We start from the raw sequence: 16299 nt of genomic DNA on the forward strand, positions 1-16299 counted from the left end.
CAACATACTTGGTTATTCCTTGGCCTGCGTGGTACCACCTTTTGGTGAGCTCCGTCACGTGTCGCACCCTGTGCCGCAGCCGGTGCTCTCCAGGGGGGCAGAGATGACCACGGACCCGGACGACAAGGCGACCACGCACGGGAAGGCCGTGCCGCCGATGAGACCCACCTTCGCGCCGCCCGACCCACCGCCCGCTCGGCCGTCCACCTCACCGCCCGCTCGGCCGTCCGACCCACCGCCTGTTCCGCAGACCAAGGGAGTCGCGGGGCCGTCGTCGAGCACCTGGGCGGCGCCGCACCGGGCCCCGACCGGGCAGGCCCAGTCGTCGGCGACGGACGCCACCCGCTACCTCTGTGTCGCCGTCCAGCTGAACAGCGACCTGTCCCGGCGGGCCGTCGACTCCGTCCTCAAGGAGCCGCATCGCGCCGTCGCGTTCTCACCCGGGGTCGATCTGGCCTGTGTGCTGCGGTACGCGCTTGCCGCGCGGGCCCGGCAGGCCACCGTCCAGGTCCTGCTCGCGCTCGTCTCGATCGGCGTGCTGGCGTCGCTCGCCTTCCAGCCCTTCCCGGACAGTTCGGAAACCGTCCTCCCGGTGCCGCTGCCGCCGCTCGTCGTTCCGCTGCTCCTGGTGGCCTGGGCGATCGTGCTGGCCGAGCGGCTCATCACCTTCTACGGAGTGCTGCGGGCCAAGCTGAGCCGGGACAGCTTCGACCCGGATGCGGCTCCTCGGGCCAATCCGGACAGCGAGAGACTGCTGCGGCACATCGCCGCACCGGACCGGCAGGGGAACGTGTCGGTCTTCGCGGGCTTCGACCCGTTCCTCGGCTACGGCGGGCTCACCAAGCCGTGGAACTTCACCATCGCCGTGGACCGGCCCGACGGGCAGTCCGACCACGTCGTGCCGTTCACTGTCCGGGAGTTGACCACCGAGGTCACCGGCGCGCTCCAAGCCCTCGGACTGCCCGGGGTGGCGGTGTCCGAGCGGGTCTTCGTGAACGGCGCCGACCTCGCCCAGCGCCTGGACCCCGCCCTCCACCGGCTGCTCCTTCCCCGCCCCGACGACCGTCCGCAGACCGAGCTGCGCCAGGCCGTGATCGACAAGCTGTGGGAGAGCGGCTCGGGGCCGGCCCGCCCCTACCTGGTCGCCACGGTCTCCGGGTGGAACGGCGAACTGGTGGCGGGCTTCGTGATCCGCTTCTCGCTGAGCACGGCCCGGGACCTGCTCTTCGTCGAGGGCGGCAGCACCCTGCTCCCCCCGCTCCAGCGGCGCTACCACCAGGTCGACCACCTGCTCGACCGCCCCACCTGGTGGCAGCTGCTCGCCCTCGTCAACGCCTCGGCCCTCGCGGTGCCGGGCCGGCTGCTCAGCAGCCCGCTCAGGGCGTTCGAGTTGCTGCTCGGCGGCCTGGCCGACCGTCGGAAGGAGAAGGAGCAGCTGCGGCAGATCGCGCTCGGGGCGTTCAACCACGGTGCCGAGCTGAGCCTCCGGGAGTTGGCGGCCGAGACCGTGTTCCACCGGTACTTCCAGCAGGTCGACAGCCAGATGTACACCAAGATCGTCGAGCGGCGCGTCCTGGACACCCTCACCGACTTCCTCGCCGACCGGCAGGTGGACGTCTCCGAGCTCCGGGAGCGCCAGAGCGTGATCTACAACGGGGGCGTCTTCGCCTCCGGCAACGCCAACGTCAGCTTCGTCAACTCCTCGGTGGCCGCCGGCGCGGGCAGCAAGCTCGTGCGCCTGGCCGGCCGTGCCGCGGGCGGGATGAGAAAGGAAGGCCGATGACCGAGGACCGGCACATCACCGGCGGTCTCCACATCAGCGGCAACGCCCAGGTCACCATCAGCGGCGGCGCGATCGCGGCGGGCCAGGACTCCTCCGCCACGATCCACACCTCGGGGGTGGACGAGGAAGCCGTCGCCCGCCGGGTGCTCGCCCTCGTCGAGCAGCTGCGGCAGAGTCCGGACCCGGCCGCGGTCCGGACGGCGGACGAGCTCGAACAGGTGGTGGCCGGGCCCACCAGGCGCTGGGACCAGGTCCTGCGGTTCCTCGCCCGGGCCGGCCGGGGCGTGGCCGCGACCACCGCGGTGGCCACCGAGATCCAGGGGCTGGAGCAGGCCGTCCAGGCCCTGCTGCCCTAGGGCCCGTCCGGGCCCGAAGCAGCACCGTCGAAGTCGGATACCAGGCGCCGCTCGCGCGCCGCGGATGGGGGACGCAAATGGCCGAGATCAAGGGTGTACTGCTGCCGGCCTACGTGCTGGCGGACGAGTCGGCGTCGATGGGCCCGTACCTGGAGGAGCTGTCGGACGGCCTGGTCTCGCTCTGCGAGGGGCTGCGGGCGGAGCCGATGATCGCCGCGAAGCTGCGGCTCGCGGTGCTCGGGTTCTCCGACGACGTGCAGGTCCGGCTCGCGGTCGCCGACATGCGCACCGAGACCAGCCTGCCCGAGGTGGTGATCCGGGGGACCACCCGCTACCGGGCGGTCTTCGACGACCTGCTGCAGCGCATCCCCACCGATGTGCAGTGGCTCCGCGGCCAGGGGTACCGGGTGCACCGCCCGGTGGTGTTCTTCCTCAGCGACGGCCAGCCGACCGACGGGAACGCCTGGCGGCTGCCGCACGCCGAACTGGTCGACCGGGCCCGCACCCCCACCGCCCCCAACATCATCGCCTGCGGCATCGGCAGCGCCGAGGCCCGGACCATGCTGGAGGTCGCGACCCGGCCGGAGTTCGCGTTCGTGGCCGTGCCGGGGGCCGACATCGGCCGGGCCATCGCGGAGTTCTTCCACTCGCTCACGGCGAGCCTGGTCTCCTCCGGCCACGCGCTGAACTCCGCCGACCCCCGACTCGTCGTCAATCGGCCGGACCAGTTCACCCTGGCCATCGACGAGGTCGGCCTGTGAGCCCGAACGGCGTCGAGGTCCCGCCGTGGCGGCGGATCGCCGTGGGCACCCCCGGCGTCGAGTTCGAGGCCCGGCCGCCCGGCGAGGAGGCCTCCGACGTGCCGGACGCCGAGTGCGACGGCTGGTCGACGGCGGCCCTCACGCTGCGGCTGGCGTCGGTGCGGGGCGCCCAGCACCGCTACTACGGCAAACCGCGTCAGGACGCCGCCCGCGCCGTGCCGCACCAGCCGAGCGGCGCCGTCGTGTTCGCCGTCGCGGACGGTGTCTCCAGCGCCGCCAGGGCCGAGCAGGGCGCCGCCGAGGCGTGCCGGGCCGCGTTGGACCGGATCCTGCTCCAACTCGCCTGGAGTCCGGCCTCGCTGGACCTCCGCGACGTCGCCCTGCACGCCGCCGAACGGCTGCGGCGGCTGGCCGGCGTGCGGCTCAACAAGGCCGAGCCCGATCCGACCGAGGTCGCGGCGCTGTACGCGACCACACTGGTCACCGGCGTGGTCCGACCGCACCCCGACGGGCCGGTGGTCGAGCTGTGCCGGATCGGGGACTCGGGCGCCTGGCTGCTCGACGGCCGGCGGGCCGTCTACCGTCCGGTCTTCCCGTCGAAGACCGGCTCGGACACCCTGCTGGTCTCCAACGAGGTCAGGGCGCTGCCCGCCGTGCCTGCCACGGTCGAACAGGCCACCGGGCGCCTGGCGCCCGACCAGGTGCTGCTGATCGGCACCGACGGCTTCGGCGACCCGCTCGGCGACGGGGACGGCCGGGTCGGCGCCCTGTTCGCCGACCAACTCGGCACGCCCCCCGCCCCGTTGTGGCTCGCGCACGTGCTGGACTTCGACCGGGAGACCTTCGACGACGACCGGACCCTGCTGGCCGTCTGGCGGCGTAGCCCCGCCCCGCCGCGATGAGCCCCGCCCCCGGAAAGGCCGTCGACCGGGACGCCCTGGTCCTGGACGGCCGCCTCGGGCAGGGCGGGCAGGGCGTCGTCCACCGGGTCGCCAACAGAAAGATCAACCGGGCTGCGGAGGACGGCGGTTGGGAGGTCGTCTACAAGGAGTACGTGCCCGCCCTGCTGCCCGAGCTCGACGCCGCTGTGCTGACCGCCATGGTGGACCTGCGCGGCGAGCTGAGCGCCGACGAGGGCCGCTGGCTGTTCGAGAAGACCGCCTGGCCGGCGGCCGTGGTCCGGGAGGAGGGCCGGGTCGGCGGATTCCTCATGCGGGCCGCCCCGGACCGCTTCCGGTTCGACTTCCTCAGCCTGGGCGGGGCCGGCGCCACCCGTCGGCCGGCGAACCTGGAGTTCCTGCTCAACAGCGACGCGTACGTCACCGGGATCGGACTCGCCGTCGGGGACCGGGACCGCCTGCTGCTGCTGGCCGACCTCGCGGCGACGCTCGGCCGGCTGCACCGCATCGGCATCGGCGTCGGGGACCTGTCGCCGAAGAACCTGCTGTTCGCCGCCGCCGACCCGCCCGAGTGCTTCCTCATCGACTGCGACGCGATGCGGCTGCGCGGCGGCAGCGTCCTGCCGCAGGCCGAGACCCCGGACTGGCAGCTCCCGGAGGGTGAGGAGAAGGCCACCCCGGCCGGTGACGTCCACAAACTCGGGCTGCTCGCGGTCCGCCTGATCGCCCGCGACCAGACCACCACCGACCCCACCGCCCTGGCCGTGCTCAGCCCCGACCTCGGCGGGCTCGCCCGGCGGAGCCTCGACGCCGACCCGGCCCGCCGGCCGTCGCCGGGCGAGTGGGAGGAGCACCTGCGGGCGGTCGCCCCGACCGTTCCCGTTCCCGTTCCCGTCCCCGTTCCCGTCCCCGTTGCCGCATCCGACGACGAGGGCGACGACGTCCTCGACGAGGTGGACGACGAGCCGCCGAAGCCGTCGAGGATCCCGAGGCCCGTTCTCGCCGCCGCCTTGGTGGTGGCCCTGCTGCTCCTGGCGTTCCTGGTCGACCGGTCCTTTGGCGGTGTCCGCTCCGCCGCGCCGACCGCCACCGCAAGCCGGTCGTCGACCCCCTCCCCGACCCCCTCCCCGACCCCCTCCCCGACGCCGTCCCCGAGCCCCGTGCGCACCACCCGCACGCCCTCGCCGGCGGTCACCACCCCCACGTTCGACCCCAGGTCGCTCGACAGCGCGCAGACCGACCGGACACCGCTGAGCGTGGCCGCACTGCTGCCCGGCTCCTTCACCGACGCCAAGGGCGTGACGTACAGCCGGACCAGCGGGGGTGCGCAGGGCTGCGTCGACGGCACCTCGGGAACGGCCTCGTCCGTGCTGCGCGCGGCCGACTGCGACCAGCAGATGGTCGGGACGTACAGCGACTTCCAGGGCAGGGTGCTGGTGATGGTGATGGTGATCCCCCTGGCGGACGCGCAGACCGCCAAGGACGCCTACGACGCGCTCGACGACGCCTACACCACGGACTGGGGCCTCTGGTGCCCGAGGGAAGGCCCCGGCTCCGAGCCCTGCGACAGCACCGACACGGCCGTTCACCGGGCCGTCCAGAGCGGCTACCGGAAGCAGCACCACCGCTACCTGATGTCCTCCCGGGCGCTGTACGTCAATCTGACCACCGACTCCAGTGCCGAGGAATGGACGGCGGCGGCCGCCGAAGCAGCGGTCGACGAAGCCGGGCCGCAGAACTACTCCGGCAGCCGGTGACGCGGAAAGTGGTTGTCGAACGACAGTTACCGATATATCGTCGAGTTATCGAGATGCTTCGACGATCGAGGTGTCCGACAACCACGGGGAGTGGAACATGCACTTCGAGAAGCGCCATGGTGAAGAGCGTCGGCGCCGCTGGGCGGAAGCCCCGCACGGCGAGGGCGAGGAGTTCGGGATGCGGGCGGCGTTCGGGCCGTTCGGCGCGCCGGGGCGGCCGATGCCGCCGTTCGGGCCGCGCGGCCGCGGCTTCGGCGGCCACGGGACGCGCGGGCACGGCGGCGGCGGTCGGCGCGGCGGACGGGCCCGGCGCGGCGATGTGCGGGCCTCGCTGCTCGCGCTGCTGCGGGAGCGTCCGATGCACGGCTACGAGATGATCACCGAGATCGGCGAGCGCACCGGCGGTGTCTGGCGGCCCAGCCCGGGCTCGGTGTACCCGACGCTCCAGCTGCTGGAGGAGGAGGGGCTGATCAAGGCCAACGAGGAGTCCGGCAAGAAGCTGTTCGAGCTGACCGAGCAGGGCCGGGCCGAGGCCGAGCAGGGCGCCGAGTCGCCGTGGGACGAGGCCGGCCGGCGGGACGACTGGGAGGCCGTGCAGGAGGTCGGCGCCGCGCTCGCGGCGGTGGACCACGCGGTGCGCCAGGTCATGATGACGGGCACCGAGGAGCAGCGCGCCAAGGGCCTGGCGGTGCTGGCCGAGACGAAGAAGAAGCTGTACCTGATCCTGGCCGAGGAGGCCTGAGCCCCCGCGGCGGGCGGGTCAGCCGCTGGCGGCGTCGTCGTACTCGTAGCGCCAGCGGAACCGGCCCTTGGCGTTGTACTCCTTGGCCCGCCGGTAGACCAGCGTGATCGCCGGGGTGTCGCCGTGCGCGGGCACGGGCACCCGGTAGACCTTCGGCACGGTGTGCAGCGGGCTGAGCAGGATCGGCAGGACCCGGCCGTCCAGCGGGCCCCCGAGGAATTCGGTGTCGGAGCTCTTCACCGGTCCAGGGTAGGCGCGGTGCGGGATGTCCGGTGCGGGCGGGTGTGTCCGCCGAGCGGCGGCAGTGTGACGCGGACGGCATCGCGGGCGGTCATTCGGAGGGCTCCGGGAGCCTTATCCTGCTACGTACGCCCCCGGGGGTTGCCCCGGGTCCGCGGGCCCGTACGGGCCGGGTGGGGCGCACCGAGGTGCGCCCGCCCGCCGAGCGCGAACCTCGAACTCCGTACCTGTCCCCGGGCGTCGGCCGGCCGGAGAACCCGGCCCCGGTCGACGGCAGACGCCCCCCGCACGTGGTGCACCGATTCGGGAAGCAGCGAGCGGGCGCGTGCGTTGGCGTCGTTTGTTGCGTCGGTGGTCGTGTCGTACCAGGCACGGCAGCTCAGCAGGTGCGGAAGGGGCCAGATGGAAGCCAGCAGCAGGTGGACGTCCTGGTGGCGGCGGGACCGGAAGGACGACCCGGACGCCGAGAAGGACGCGGCTGCGAAGCTGGATCTGCTGCTGGGGGCGGTCCGGTCGGGGTTCCCGGTGGCGCCGGCGGCGCACCCGGAGGGCTACCGGTGTTCGTGCGACCGGGTCGGCTGTCCGGCCCCGGCCCAGCATCCGGTCTCCTTCGCGTGGCAGTCGCAGGCCACCGTCGACGCCGAGCAGTTGGCCCACTGGCTGACCCGCGACCCGGAGGCGAACTTCGTCACCGCGACGGGCCGCGCGCACGACGTGCTGGACGTGCCGGCCGAGGCGGGTGTGCTGGCGCTGCGGCGGCTGGACGTGCTCGGCGTGGGCGGCCCGGTGGCGGCGGTCGGGAACGACCGGTACCTGTTCTTCACCGCGACGCGCGGCACCCCGCAGGACGAGGACGAGTGGTGGCCCAGCGCGCTGGACTCCACCCCCGAGACGGTCTCCGAGCACCCCGGGCTGCGCTGGCACTGCCGCGGCTCGTACACCCTGGTCCCGCCGGCCGCGCTGACCGACGGCTCCCGGGTGCGCTGGCTGCGCGGCCCCGACCAGCCGCTGCCGGACCCGCTGCGGGTGCTGGACGTGCTGACCGACGCGTGCACCGAGGTCGGCGCGGTCGCCGAGGAGCAGTGGCTGATCGGCTGAGCCGAGGCCGGAGCGGAGCAGGAACGATTAACCGGAGCGGACCGGCAACGACAGAGCGGCCCGTCCCCCCGACCGGGGAGGCGGGCCGCTCTGTCGTGGCGGCTCAGGGCAGGGTGAGGATCTCCGCGCCGTCGGCGGTGACCACCAGGGTGTGCTCGAACTGGGCGGTGCGCTTGCGGTCCTTGGTGACCACCGTCCAGCCGTCCGGCCAGATCTCGTAGTCGTAGGTGCCCAGGGTGAGCATCGGCTCGATGGTGAAGGTCATGCCCGGCTTGATCACCTGGGTGGCCCGCTCGCTGTCGTAGTGCGGGACGATCAGGCCGGAGTGGAACGAGGTGTTGATGCCGTGGCCGGTGAAGTCGCGGACCACGCCGTAGTCGAACCGCTTGGCGTAGGACTCGATGACCCGTCCGATCACGTTGATCCGACGCCCCGGCCTGACCGCCTTGATCGCCCGGTCTAGGGACTCCCGGGTGCGCTCCACCAGCAGCCGGGACTCCTCGTCCACGTCGCCGCACAGGTAGGTGGCGTTCAGGTCGCCGTGCACCCCGTGGATGTACGCGGTGGCGTCGATGTTGACGATGTCGCCGTCCTGCAGCACGGTCGAGTCCGGGATGCCGTGGCAGATCACCTCGTTGATCGAGGTGCAGACCGACTTCGGGAAGCCCCGGTAGCCGAGGTCGGACGGGTAGGCGCCGTGGTCGCACATGTATTCGTGCGCGACGGCGTCGAGCGCGTCGGTGGTGACGCCGGGGGCGATCAGCTTCGCGGCCTCCGCCATCGCCTGCGCCGCGATCCGGCCGGCGATCCGCATCTTCTCGACGGTCTCCGCGGTCTGCACCTCGGGGCCGGTGTACGGGGTCGGCGCGGGCTTGCCGACGTACTCCGGACGCGCGATGTGCGCGGGGACCTTGCGGGTGGGGGACAGGGTGCCGGGTACCAGAGCCATGTTCGCGAGTCTATCGGCCGCCATCCGCCCGCCCCGGGCCGTGTGCGCGGCCGGGCCGCCGGGAATGATCACCTACAGCGCCGCGGCGGCCGTCGCGGGGTCCACAGGACGGGAGACGAGACGATGGTGTTCGGCCGCAGCAAGCCCACCGGTCAGCCGGGGGAGTGGTTCTACTGCATCAAGCACGGCAAGGTCGAGGAGGGCCCGGAGTGCCCGGCCAAGGACCGGCTCGGCCCCTACGCCACCCGCGAGGAGGCCGCGCACGCCCTGGAGATCGCAGCCGAGCGCAACCAGGAGTGGCGCGAGGACCCGCGCTGGAACGACGGCGAGCCCGGGAACAAGGGCTGACGCCGCGTCACACCCCGGCCTCGGCCGCCGCCTCGGCGGCCTGCCGCTCGTGCTGGGCCCGCACCGCCAGCGCGTGCGGGTCGGTGCGGGCGTCCCAGGCCAGCAGCTTCGGGATGGACGCCGTCAGCGCGAGGACGCCCACCACGCACATCACGCCACCCGTCCAGATCGAGGCCCGCACGCCGACCAGCGCGGCCATGCCGCCGGCCCGGACCTGGCCGAGCTGCGGGCCGACCGAGTACGACAGGACCTCCACCCCGGCGAGGCGGCCGCGCAGCTCGTCGGGGATGGACTGGTTCCAGATCGTCGACCGGGCCACCCCGCTGATCTGGTCGGCCGCGCCGGCCAGCGCCAGGCACAGCAGCACCAGCCAGATGTTCCCGACCAGGCCCGCCAGCGCCATCGACACGCCCCAGCCGAGCGCCGCGAACAGCAGCATCCGGCCGTGCCGGTGGATGCGCGCCAGCCAGCCGCCGGTCGCCGACACCACCAGCGCGCCGACCGCCGTCGCCGCGTACAGCAGGCCCAGCGCCCACTCGGCGTCCAACGAGGCCGCCAGGAACGGGAACACCGCGACGGGGAACGCGAACAGCATCGCCACGGTGTCGATCGCGTAGGTGCCCAGCAGGTCCTTGCGGCTCCACGCGTAGCTCAGGCCCTGCCCGAGGCTGCGCAGCGAAGGCCGGTCGGCGCTGTCGGCGGGAGGGACCGGGCGCATCCGGGCGATCATCGTCAGCGAGACCAGGAAGGTCAGCATGTCCAGCGTGTAGGCGCTGTGCGCCCCGGCGACCGCGACGACCACGCCCGCGAGGGCCGGGCCGGCCACCGAAGCGGCGTTGCGGTACAGCGAGATGAGGGTGAACGCGGCGGGCAGGTGCTCGTGGGCGACGACGCGGGGGATCATCGCGTCCAGCGCCGGGCGCTGCAGGCCGTCCAGCGCGGCGGTCAGCGCCCCCACCAGGTAGATCGGCCACAGCAGGGGGTGCGGCAGCAGCGAGTTGGCCAGCAGCAGCGCGGCCATCAGCGTCAGCCCGACCTCGCTGAGCAGCACCAGGCGGCGGCGGTCCAGTGCGTCGGCCAGGGCGCCGCCCCACAGGCCGAACACCACCAGCGGCACCAGTTCGAACGCGCCGACCAGGCCGACCGCGAGGGTCGAGTCGGTCAGCTGCTTGATCTGGATCGGCACCGCGACGTAGGTGAGCAGGCTGCCGAAGGCGGTGACGCAGCCCGACGTCCAGAGCAGCCGGAAGTCCCGGGAGGCGTGCCAGGGCGTCAGATCCGGGATCACCCTGCGGAGGAACTCGTCGTCGGAGGTCACATGGTCAGATGCTGCGGGAAGCGGACGGAACGGGGCAAGCGATTTTCGGCGGCCCGTCAGCGCCTCACCAGCGCACCACCGGTGAGGCGGTCAGCCGCTCCGCGAGCCGGGCCAGCCGGGAGCGCGGCGGCACCGTCGAGGTGGCCGAGCTGACCAGGTGCTGCACCAGCTCGAACGGCTCCGGATCGACGTCCGGGACGGTCAGCCGCTCGTGTGCCAGCGCCGTCAGTTCGGGGTCGCCGTCGTCCAGGGTGAGCAGCACCGCGCCGGCCCGGCGGGCGTCGTCCAGCCGTTCCAGCAGGGGCGCGTCGGCGGGCGCGGGGGCGACCAGCAGGACGGTCGCGCCGGCCCGCGCCTCCTCCAGCCGGGGCAGGCCGCAGGCCAGGTGTCCCGGCGCGCCCGCCGGGACGGTGTGCCGCACCAGCGTCGGGACGAGCTCCGGCACGCCGCTGTAGGCGGCCTCGTCGCTCAGATGGGCGGCCAGGTGCCAGGGCTCGTAGCAGGGGGTGCCGACCAGCAGCAGGCCGGTGGCGCTGCGCCGGGTGACCGAGCCGCGCAGTGCGGAGGCGAAGGCGCCCGTCCTTTCGGGCCAGCCGGTGCCGGCCAGCGACTGCCGGAGTGCGGAAACTCTCACCGCGTCCATGCGCGACAGCATGATGGTCGGGCGGGGCGTTTGGCAGGATCTCCCCATGACGCAACCCGATTCAGTGAACGCGACGGCCGGACCGGGCCGAGAGCTGCCGGACGTCTCGGAGCTCGTGGTGGGAGTCCTCGGCGGCACCGGCGACCAGGGCCGAGGCCTGGCATACCGGCTGGCCAAGGCCGGCCAGCAGGTGGTGATCGGCTCCCGCAGCGCCGAGCGCGCCGAGGACTGCGCCACGCAGCTCGGCCTGGGCGTCCGCGGCGCCGACAACGCGACGTGCGCCCGGGAGAGCGACGTGGTGATCGTCGCGGTGCCGTGGGACGGCCACGCCGAGACGCTGGCCTCGCTGCGGGCCGACCTCGCCGGGAAGATCGTGGTGGACTGCGTCAACCCGCTGGGCTTCGACAAGCAGGGCGCGTACGCGCTGCAGGTCCCGGAGGGTTCGGCCGCCCAGCAGGCCGCCGCGCTGCTGCCGGACTCCACCGTCACCGCGGCCTTCCACCACCTGTCGGCGGTGCTGCTGCAGGACGGGTCGGTGGACGAGATCGACATCGACGTGATGGTGCTCGGCGAGGACCGCGCCGCCACCGACACCGTGCAGGCGCTGGCCGACCGGATCCCGGGCATGCGCGGCGTCTTCGCCGGGCGGCTGCGCAACGCCCACCAGGTGGAGGCGCTGGTCGCCAACCTGATCTCGGTCAACCGGCGCTACAAGGTGCACGCCGGCGTGCGGATCACGGACGTGTGAGCCCGGCGCGCCGCGGTGTGACCCACGCCGCGGCGCGCTCCGGCCACCCCCGGCCGGTGCGGGGTGTTCGGTCGGCGAGAATGGCGGGGCCACACCGCGCCCGCCCGAGGAGTCCCGTCATGCCCCGCAACGCCCTGTACGCCACGATCGTCCTGGTCCTGGCGGTGATCGCCGCGGTGGTCTCGTTCGTCCAGGGCAACTGGCTCGGCGTGGTGTGGGTGCTGATGGCCGGCGTGGCCAGCAACATCGCCTGGTACTACCTGCGCAAGGAGCGCGTCGCGCGGGCCGTCGCCGAGCAGGCGCAGGCCCAGTAGGCGGCCCGGCCCGGGCCCGGTCGGGTCAGTAGGTCTTCCAGAAGCTGAACAGCATGCGGCCGATCGACGCGTAGTACGACCCCACGCCGAACACGTCGAAGATCCTCATGGTCAGGTCGTACAGCCACTGGCCGACCTGGCTCTGCCACACCAGCGCGAACAGCACCAGCATGCCGTAGGGCGCGTACGGGGCGATCGCGCGCCGGGTCCGGAGCGACAGCCAGGGCTCGATGATGCCGTAGCCGTCCAGGCCCGGTACCGGCAGCAGGTTCAGGATCGCGGCCGTGACCTGCAGGTAGCCGAGGAATGCGAGCGCGAACGGCAGCGGGGAGACCGGCAGTTCCTGGTCCTGGAAGTGGGTCGGCACGTCCGGGTTGTCGAACCAGCCCTGTCCGACCGCGACCAGCAGCAGGATGCCGAACGCCGCGTTCACCAGCGGGCCGGCCGCCGAGATCAGGCTGTGCTTGAGCCGGCCGGCGATCCGGTCCCGCTCGATGTAGACCGCGCCGCCGGGCAGGCCGATGCCGCCCATCAGCACGAACACCACCGGCAGCACGAAGCTCAACAGCACGTGCCCGTACTTCAACGGGTTCAGCGTCAGGTAGCCCTTGGTGCCGACCGTGATGTCGCCGCCCGCCAGCGCGGTGCGGGCGTGCGCGTACTCGTGCAGGCAGAGCGACACCATCCAGCCCGCCACCACGAAGAGGAATATCCCCAGTCGGTCGTTGCCCCAGCCGGTGGCCAGCGCGAGGCCGGCGGCGACGAAGGTGGCGACCAGAGCCAGGAAGATCGGGCTGACCCGGCTCTCCGCGCTGCGCTGGCCGGTACTGGCGTAGGTCATCTCGGGAAGGCTCCGGAACTGGGGGTGGGGCGGACGTCCGATCATGCCTGGCGCCCTGCGCACCGGACAAGCGGCCCACGATGAACGGACGGCGGCGGCCGGGCGTTCCGCACGAGTGTGCGTCCGGCGTCCGGGACGTCGCGCAGAATGGGCGGGTGCATTACGGCATCCTCGGCACCACCACGGCCCACCACGACGACGGCACCCCGATCGCGCTCGGCGGCGCCCGGCTGCGCGCCCTGCTGGCCGCGCTCGCGCTGCGCCAGGGCCGGCCCGTCCCGGCCGAACTGCTCGCCGACGAGGTGTGGTCCGACGAGCCGCCGCAGGACGCCGCCGCCGCGCTGCAGACCCTGGTCGGCCGGCTGCGCCGCACCGTCGGCCGGGCCGAGATCGGCTCCGGGCCGGCCGGCTACTGGCTGACCGGCCCGCACACCGACGTCGCCGAGTTCCAGCGCCTCGCCGGGGACGGCGCCCGCGCCCTCGCCGACGGCGACCCGGCCGGCGCCGCCGACCGGCTCACCGCCGCCCTCGCGCTGTGGCGCGGCCCCGCGCTCGCCGACCTGCCCGACCGCACCGCCCCCGCCGCCCGGCTGGAGGCCCAGCGCGAAGAGGCCCGCCGGCACCGGCTGACCGCCCAACTCGCCCTCGGCCGGGCCGCCGAGGTCGCCGCCGAACTCGCCGAACTCTGCCGCGACCACCCCCTCGACGAACAGCTCCACGCACTGCGCCTGCGCGCCCTGCGCGCGGCCGGCCGCACCGCCGAGGCGCTCGCCCGCTACGAGGAGGTCCGCCGCACTCTCGCGGAGGAGCTCGGCACCGACCCGGGGCCCGAACTGCGTGCCCTGCACCGCGAGTTGCTCACCGCCGGGCCCGAGCCCGAGTCCGAACCCGCACCGGTCGCCCCGCCCGCCGCGCCCACGGCCAGCAACCTGCGCCGCGGCCGCACCAGCTTCGTCGGCCGCGAGGGCGAACTCGCCACCGTGGCAAGCGCGTTGGCGGCCGGCCGACTGACCACCCTGACCGGCCCCGGCGGCTCCGGCAAGACCCGGCTCTCCGTCGAGGCCGGCCGCCGCGAACAGGACGCCGCCCGCTGGCCCGGCGGCGTCTGGCAGGTCGAACTCGCCCCGCTGGACGACCCGGCCGCCGTCCCCGACGCCGTCGCCATCGCCCTCGGCCTGCGCGAGACCGTGCTGCACACCGGCGGCGCCGTCGTCGAGGCGATCGAGGGACGCAAGGACCCGGTCTCCCGGCTGGTCGACCACCTCGGCCGCCGCCGTCTCCTGCTGCTGCTCGACAACTGCGAGCACGTCGTCCAGGCCGCCGCCGACCTCGCCGACCGGCTGCTCGCCGACTGCCCCGGCGTCACCGTCCTCGCCACCAGCCGCGAACCGCTCGGCGTCCCCGACGAGACCGTGCTGCCGGTCGAACCGCTGCCCGCCCCGTCCGCGCTGCGCCTGCTCGCCGAACGCGGCGCCGCCGCCCGGCCGGGCTTCCGCACCGACGAGGACCCCGCGGCCTGCGCCGAACTCTGCCGCCGCCTCGACGGCCTGCCGCTGGCCATCGAACTCGCCGCCGCCCGGCTGCGCGGGCTGACGCCCCGCCAACTCGCCGACCGGCTCGACTCCCGCTTCGCGCTGCTCACCGCCGGCTCCCGCACCCTGCTGCCCCGCCAGCAGACCCTGCGCGCCGTCGTCGACTGGTCCTGGGACCTGCTCGGCCCCCGCGAACACGCCGTGCTGCGGCGGCTGTCGGTGTTCGCCGGCGGCTGCACCCTGGAGTCCGCCGAGGCCGTCGTCGCGGACCAACGGGTGCCCCGGGCGGAGGTCGCGGACCTGCTGCTGTCGCTGGTCGACAAGTCCCTGCTGGTGGCCGGGCTCGGCGACCAGCCCCGCTACTGGATGCTGGAGACCATCCACGAGTACGCGGCCGAACGGCTCGCCGAGGCCGCCGAACCCGAGGTCGCCCACCGCCACACCCGGCACTACCGGGAGGTCGCCCGGACCGCCGGACTGCGGCTGCGCGGCGCCGGACAGCTCGACGAACTCGCCCGGCTCGACCGCGAACAGGAGAACATCCGGGCCGCGCTGCGCCGTGCCGTCGACGCCGGCCAGGAGCAGGAGGCGCTGGTGCTGGCGCTGTCGATGGCCCCCTACTGGGCGCTGCGCGACTACCGCATCGAGGCCGGCGGCTGGTTCCGGGCGGTCTCGGCATTCGCCCCCGACCCGTACGGCGACGACGCCCCGGCGCCCGTCCCGCTCGTCACCGGCCCGCTCGACCAGCCGCCGCCGCTGCCGCCCGAGCTGCTCCAGGAGGGCCGCCGCCACCTGGGCCTGCACCGGCTGATCAGCATGTTCTCCGACGACTTCGGGATGCTGCACGACTCCTCCGCGATGCACACCGCCCGCCGGGTGCTGGACGTCTACACCCCCGACCTGCCGCAGTCCTACCGGGCGCCGGTGCTCAGCCGGGTGTTCGCGGTCTTCCTCACCGGCGAGATGGACCGCACCCGCGAGGTACTGGACGACGCGGTGGCCGGCGCCCGCCGCCACGGCGGCCCCGGCGACCTCGCCTACGCCCTGCAACTGCGCGCCCGGCTGCTCAACGACCTGGCCGGGGGCCTGGCCCAGGCGATCGCCGACAGCGAGGAGGCGCTCGCCCTGTACACCGCGCAGGGCGACCTGTGGGGCAGCTCCGACGCGCTGGCCGCGAAAGCCGAGAACGCCACCAAGTCCGGCGACGGCGCCCTCGCCGAACGGGCCTTCCGGGAGGCCATCGACCTGGCCACCCGGCTCGGCGCCCGCCAGGAGGTGCCGGTGCTGCGCGCCCGGCTCGGCGAGGTGGTCGCCGAGTACGACCCGGAGGAGGGCGAGCGGATGGTCCGCGACGCCGTCGCCGAGGCCGCCGAGGACGGCCGGGACGCCGAGGGCGCGCGGCTGTACGGCCGACTGGTGCTGTGCAACCTGTGCGTGCAGCGCGGCGAGTACGCCGAGGCGCTCGCCGTGCTCGACCGGCTGTCCGCCGAGATGCCGTCCCGCGGCCCGCTCCCCTGGGTGTTCGCCGGCATCGTCACCGCCATCCGCGGCTGGGTGACGGCCCGGGCCGGCGACCCGCGGGCCGGCCTCGCGCTGACCCGCGAGGGCCGCCGCGCGATGGCCGAGGCGGAGGGCCGGGCCACCGTCTTCGTCGAGCACATGGGCATGATGCTGATGGTCCCGCTGGCCGCCGTCCTCGCCGAACTCGCCCAAAAGGAGGGCCGGTTGGCCGCCGCCCGGCGCGGCGCGGAACTGCTCGGCGCGCACGACGGCCTCAGCGGCGCGTCCGGCTCCTTCATGGAGCGCGCCGAACGCGCCCGCTGCGAGCGCATCCTGCGCGAACTGCTCGGCGAGGACGAGTTCCTGACGATGCGGCAGCAGGGCGGACGCCTCACCCTGCACGAGGCGTCCGCCCTGCTGAACGATCCCGGGGAGTTCTGAACGCCCCGCCGGAGGGCCGGTCCGGAGCG

Annotated in this window: 16 protein-coding genes; 11 read left to right on the forward strand and 5 right to left on the reverse strand. The window is 74.0% G+C overall.

The annotated features are described in order from the left end of the window. Nucleotides 1-103: 103 nt before the first annotated feature. The 6 genes from ACFV4P_RS10650 to ACFV4P_RS10675 all read left to right on the forward strand — a co-directional run bounded on the left by ACFV4P_RS10650 (nt 104) and on the right by ACFV4P_RS10675 (nt 6298). Nucleotides 104-1783: a hypothetical protein gene (locus ACFV4P_RS10650; RefSeq protein WP_380469502.1), complete on the forward strand. Its 1680-nt coding sequence runs from the start codon at nt 104-106 to the stop codon at nt 1781-1783. Then, nucleotides 1780-2139, forward strand: a complete 360-nt coding sequence (locus tag ACFV4P_RS10655) for a hypothetical protein (RefSeq protein ID WP_380469505.1) — start codon at nt 1780-1782, stop codon at nt 2137-2139. Before ACFV4P_RS10650 ends, ACFV4P_RS10655 begins: the two co-directional genes overlap by 4 nt. Nucleotides 2140-2216: 77 nt before the next feature. Then, on the forward strand, nt 2217-2900 hold the full coding sequence (locus ACFV4P_RS10660) for a hypothetical protein (protein WP_380469507.1): 684 nt from the start codon (nt 2217-2219) through the stop codon (nt 2898-2900). After that, on the forward strand, nt 2897-3802 hold the full coding sequence (locus ACFV4P_RS10665) for a protein phosphatase 2C domain-containing protein (RefSeq protein ID WP_380469510.1): 906 nt from the start codon (nt 2897-2899) through the stop codon (nt 3800-3802). Before ACFV4P_RS10660 ends, ACFV4P_RS10665 begins: the two co-directional genes overlap by 4 nt. Beyond that, the gene (locus ACFV4P_RS10670; RefSeq protein WP_380469513.1) at nt 3799-5556 is read left to right on the forward strand and encodes a hypothetical protein; all 1758 of its coding nucleotides are present in this window, start codon (nt 3799-3801) and stop codon (nt 5554-5556) included. The genes ACFV4P_RS10665 and ACFV4P_RS10670 overlap by 4 nt, the downstream gene beginning before the upstream one ends. A gap of 97 nt (nt 5557-5653) precedes the next feature. Beyond that, nucleotides 5654-6298, forward strand: coding sequence for a PadR family transcriptional regulator (locus tag ACFV4P_RS10675; protein WP_380469935.1), 645 nt, complete (start codon nt 5654-5656; stop codon nt 6296-6298). An 18-nt stretch (nt 6299-6316) separates the two neighbouring features. On the opposite strand, the gene ACFV4P_RS10680 is transcribed toward ACFV4P_RS10675, so the two are convergent. Beyond that, complete coding sequence (locus ACFV4P_RS10680; RefSeq protein ID WP_073812032.1) at nt 6317-6538, reverse strand: hypothetical protein; 222 nt, start codon at nt 6536-6538, stop codon at nt 6317-6319. Nucleotides 6539-6940: 402 nt separating this feature from the next. On the opposite strand from ACFV4P_RS10680, the gene ACFV4P_RS10685 reads away from it, so the two are divergent. Beyond that, nucleotides 6941-7636: a bifunctional DNA primase/polymerase gene (locus tag ACFV4P_RS10685; protein WP_380469516.1), complete on the forward strand. Its 696-nt coding sequence runs from the start codon at nt 6941-6943 to the stop codon at nt 7634-7636. 103 nt (nt 7637-7739) lie between these two features. Here ACFV4P_RS10685 and map read toward each other — a convergent pair whose 3' ends face one another. Further along, complete coding sequence (gene map / locus ACFV4P_RS10690) at nt 7740-8585, reverse strand: type I methionyl aminopeptidase (protein ID WP_380469518.1); 846 nt, start codon at nt 8583-8585, stop codon at nt 7740-7742. A gap of 123 nt (nt 8586-8708) precedes the next feature. Here map and ACFV4P_RS10695 point away from each other — a divergent pair, with 123 nt between their 5' ends. Next, nucleotides 8709-8933, forward strand: a complete 225-nt coding sequence (locus ACFV4P_RS10695; protein WP_380469521.1) for a hypothetical protein — start codon at nt 8709-8711, stop codon at nt 8931-8933. A 7-nt stretch (nt 8934-8940) separates the two neighbouring features. Here ACFV4P_RS10695 and ACFV4P_RS10700 read toward each other — a convergent pair whose 3' ends face one another. Then, nucleotides 8941-10251: an MFS transporter gene (locus ACFV4P_RS10700; protein ID WP_380469524.1), complete on the reverse strand. Its 1311-nt coding sequence runs from the start codon at nt 10249-10251 to the stop codon at nt 8941-8943. Between the two features lie 64 nt (nt 10252-10315). Beyond that, complete coding sequence (locus ACFV4P_RS10705; RefSeq protein ID WP_380469526.1) at nt 10316-10894, reverse strand: hypothetical protein; 579 nt, start codon at nt 10892-10894, stop codon at nt 10316-10318. A gap of 46 nt (nt 10895-10940) precedes the next feature. On the opposite strand from ACFV4P_RS10705, the gene npdG reads away from it, so the two are divergent. Then, entirely contained in the window at nt 10941-11642 is a 702-nt protein-coding gene (gene npdG, locus ACFV4P_RS10710; RefSeq protein WP_380469529.1) for an NADPH-dependent F420 reductase, read from the forward strand. A 119-nt stretch (nt 11643-11761) separates the two neighbouring features. Beyond that, nucleotides 11762-11956: a hypothetical protein gene (locus ACFV4P_RS10715; RefSeq protein WP_380469532.1), complete on the forward strand. Its 195-nt coding sequence runs from the start codon at nt 11762-11764 to the stop codon at nt 11954-11956. A gap of 25 nt (nt 11957-11981) precedes the next feature. Here ACFV4P_RS10715 and ACFV4P_RS10720 read toward each other — a convergent pair whose 3' ends face one another. After that, nucleotides 11982-12797, reverse strand: coding sequence for a site-2 protease family protein (locus ACFV4P_RS10720; RefSeq protein ID WP_380469535.1), 816 nt, complete (start codon nt 12795-12797; stop codon nt 11982-11984). A 155-nt stretch (nt 12798-12952) separates the two neighbouring features. On the opposite strand from ACFV4P_RS10720, the gene ACFV4P_RS10725 reads away from it, so the two are divergent. Next, nucleotides 12953-16270 carry an ATP-binding protein gene (locus ACFV4P_RS10725; RefSeq protein WP_380469538.1) on the forward strand — a complete coding sequence of 1106 codons (3318 nt, stop codon included), beginning with the start codon at nt 12953-12955 and terminating at the stop codon, nt 16268-16270. Nucleotides 16271-16299: the final 29 nt, after the last annotated feature.

This window comes from Kitasatospora sp. NPDC059795, assembly GCF_042732175.1.
Taxonomy (GTDB): domain Bacteria; phylum Actinomycetota; class Actinomycetes; order Streptomycetales; family Streptomycetaceae; genus Kitasatospora.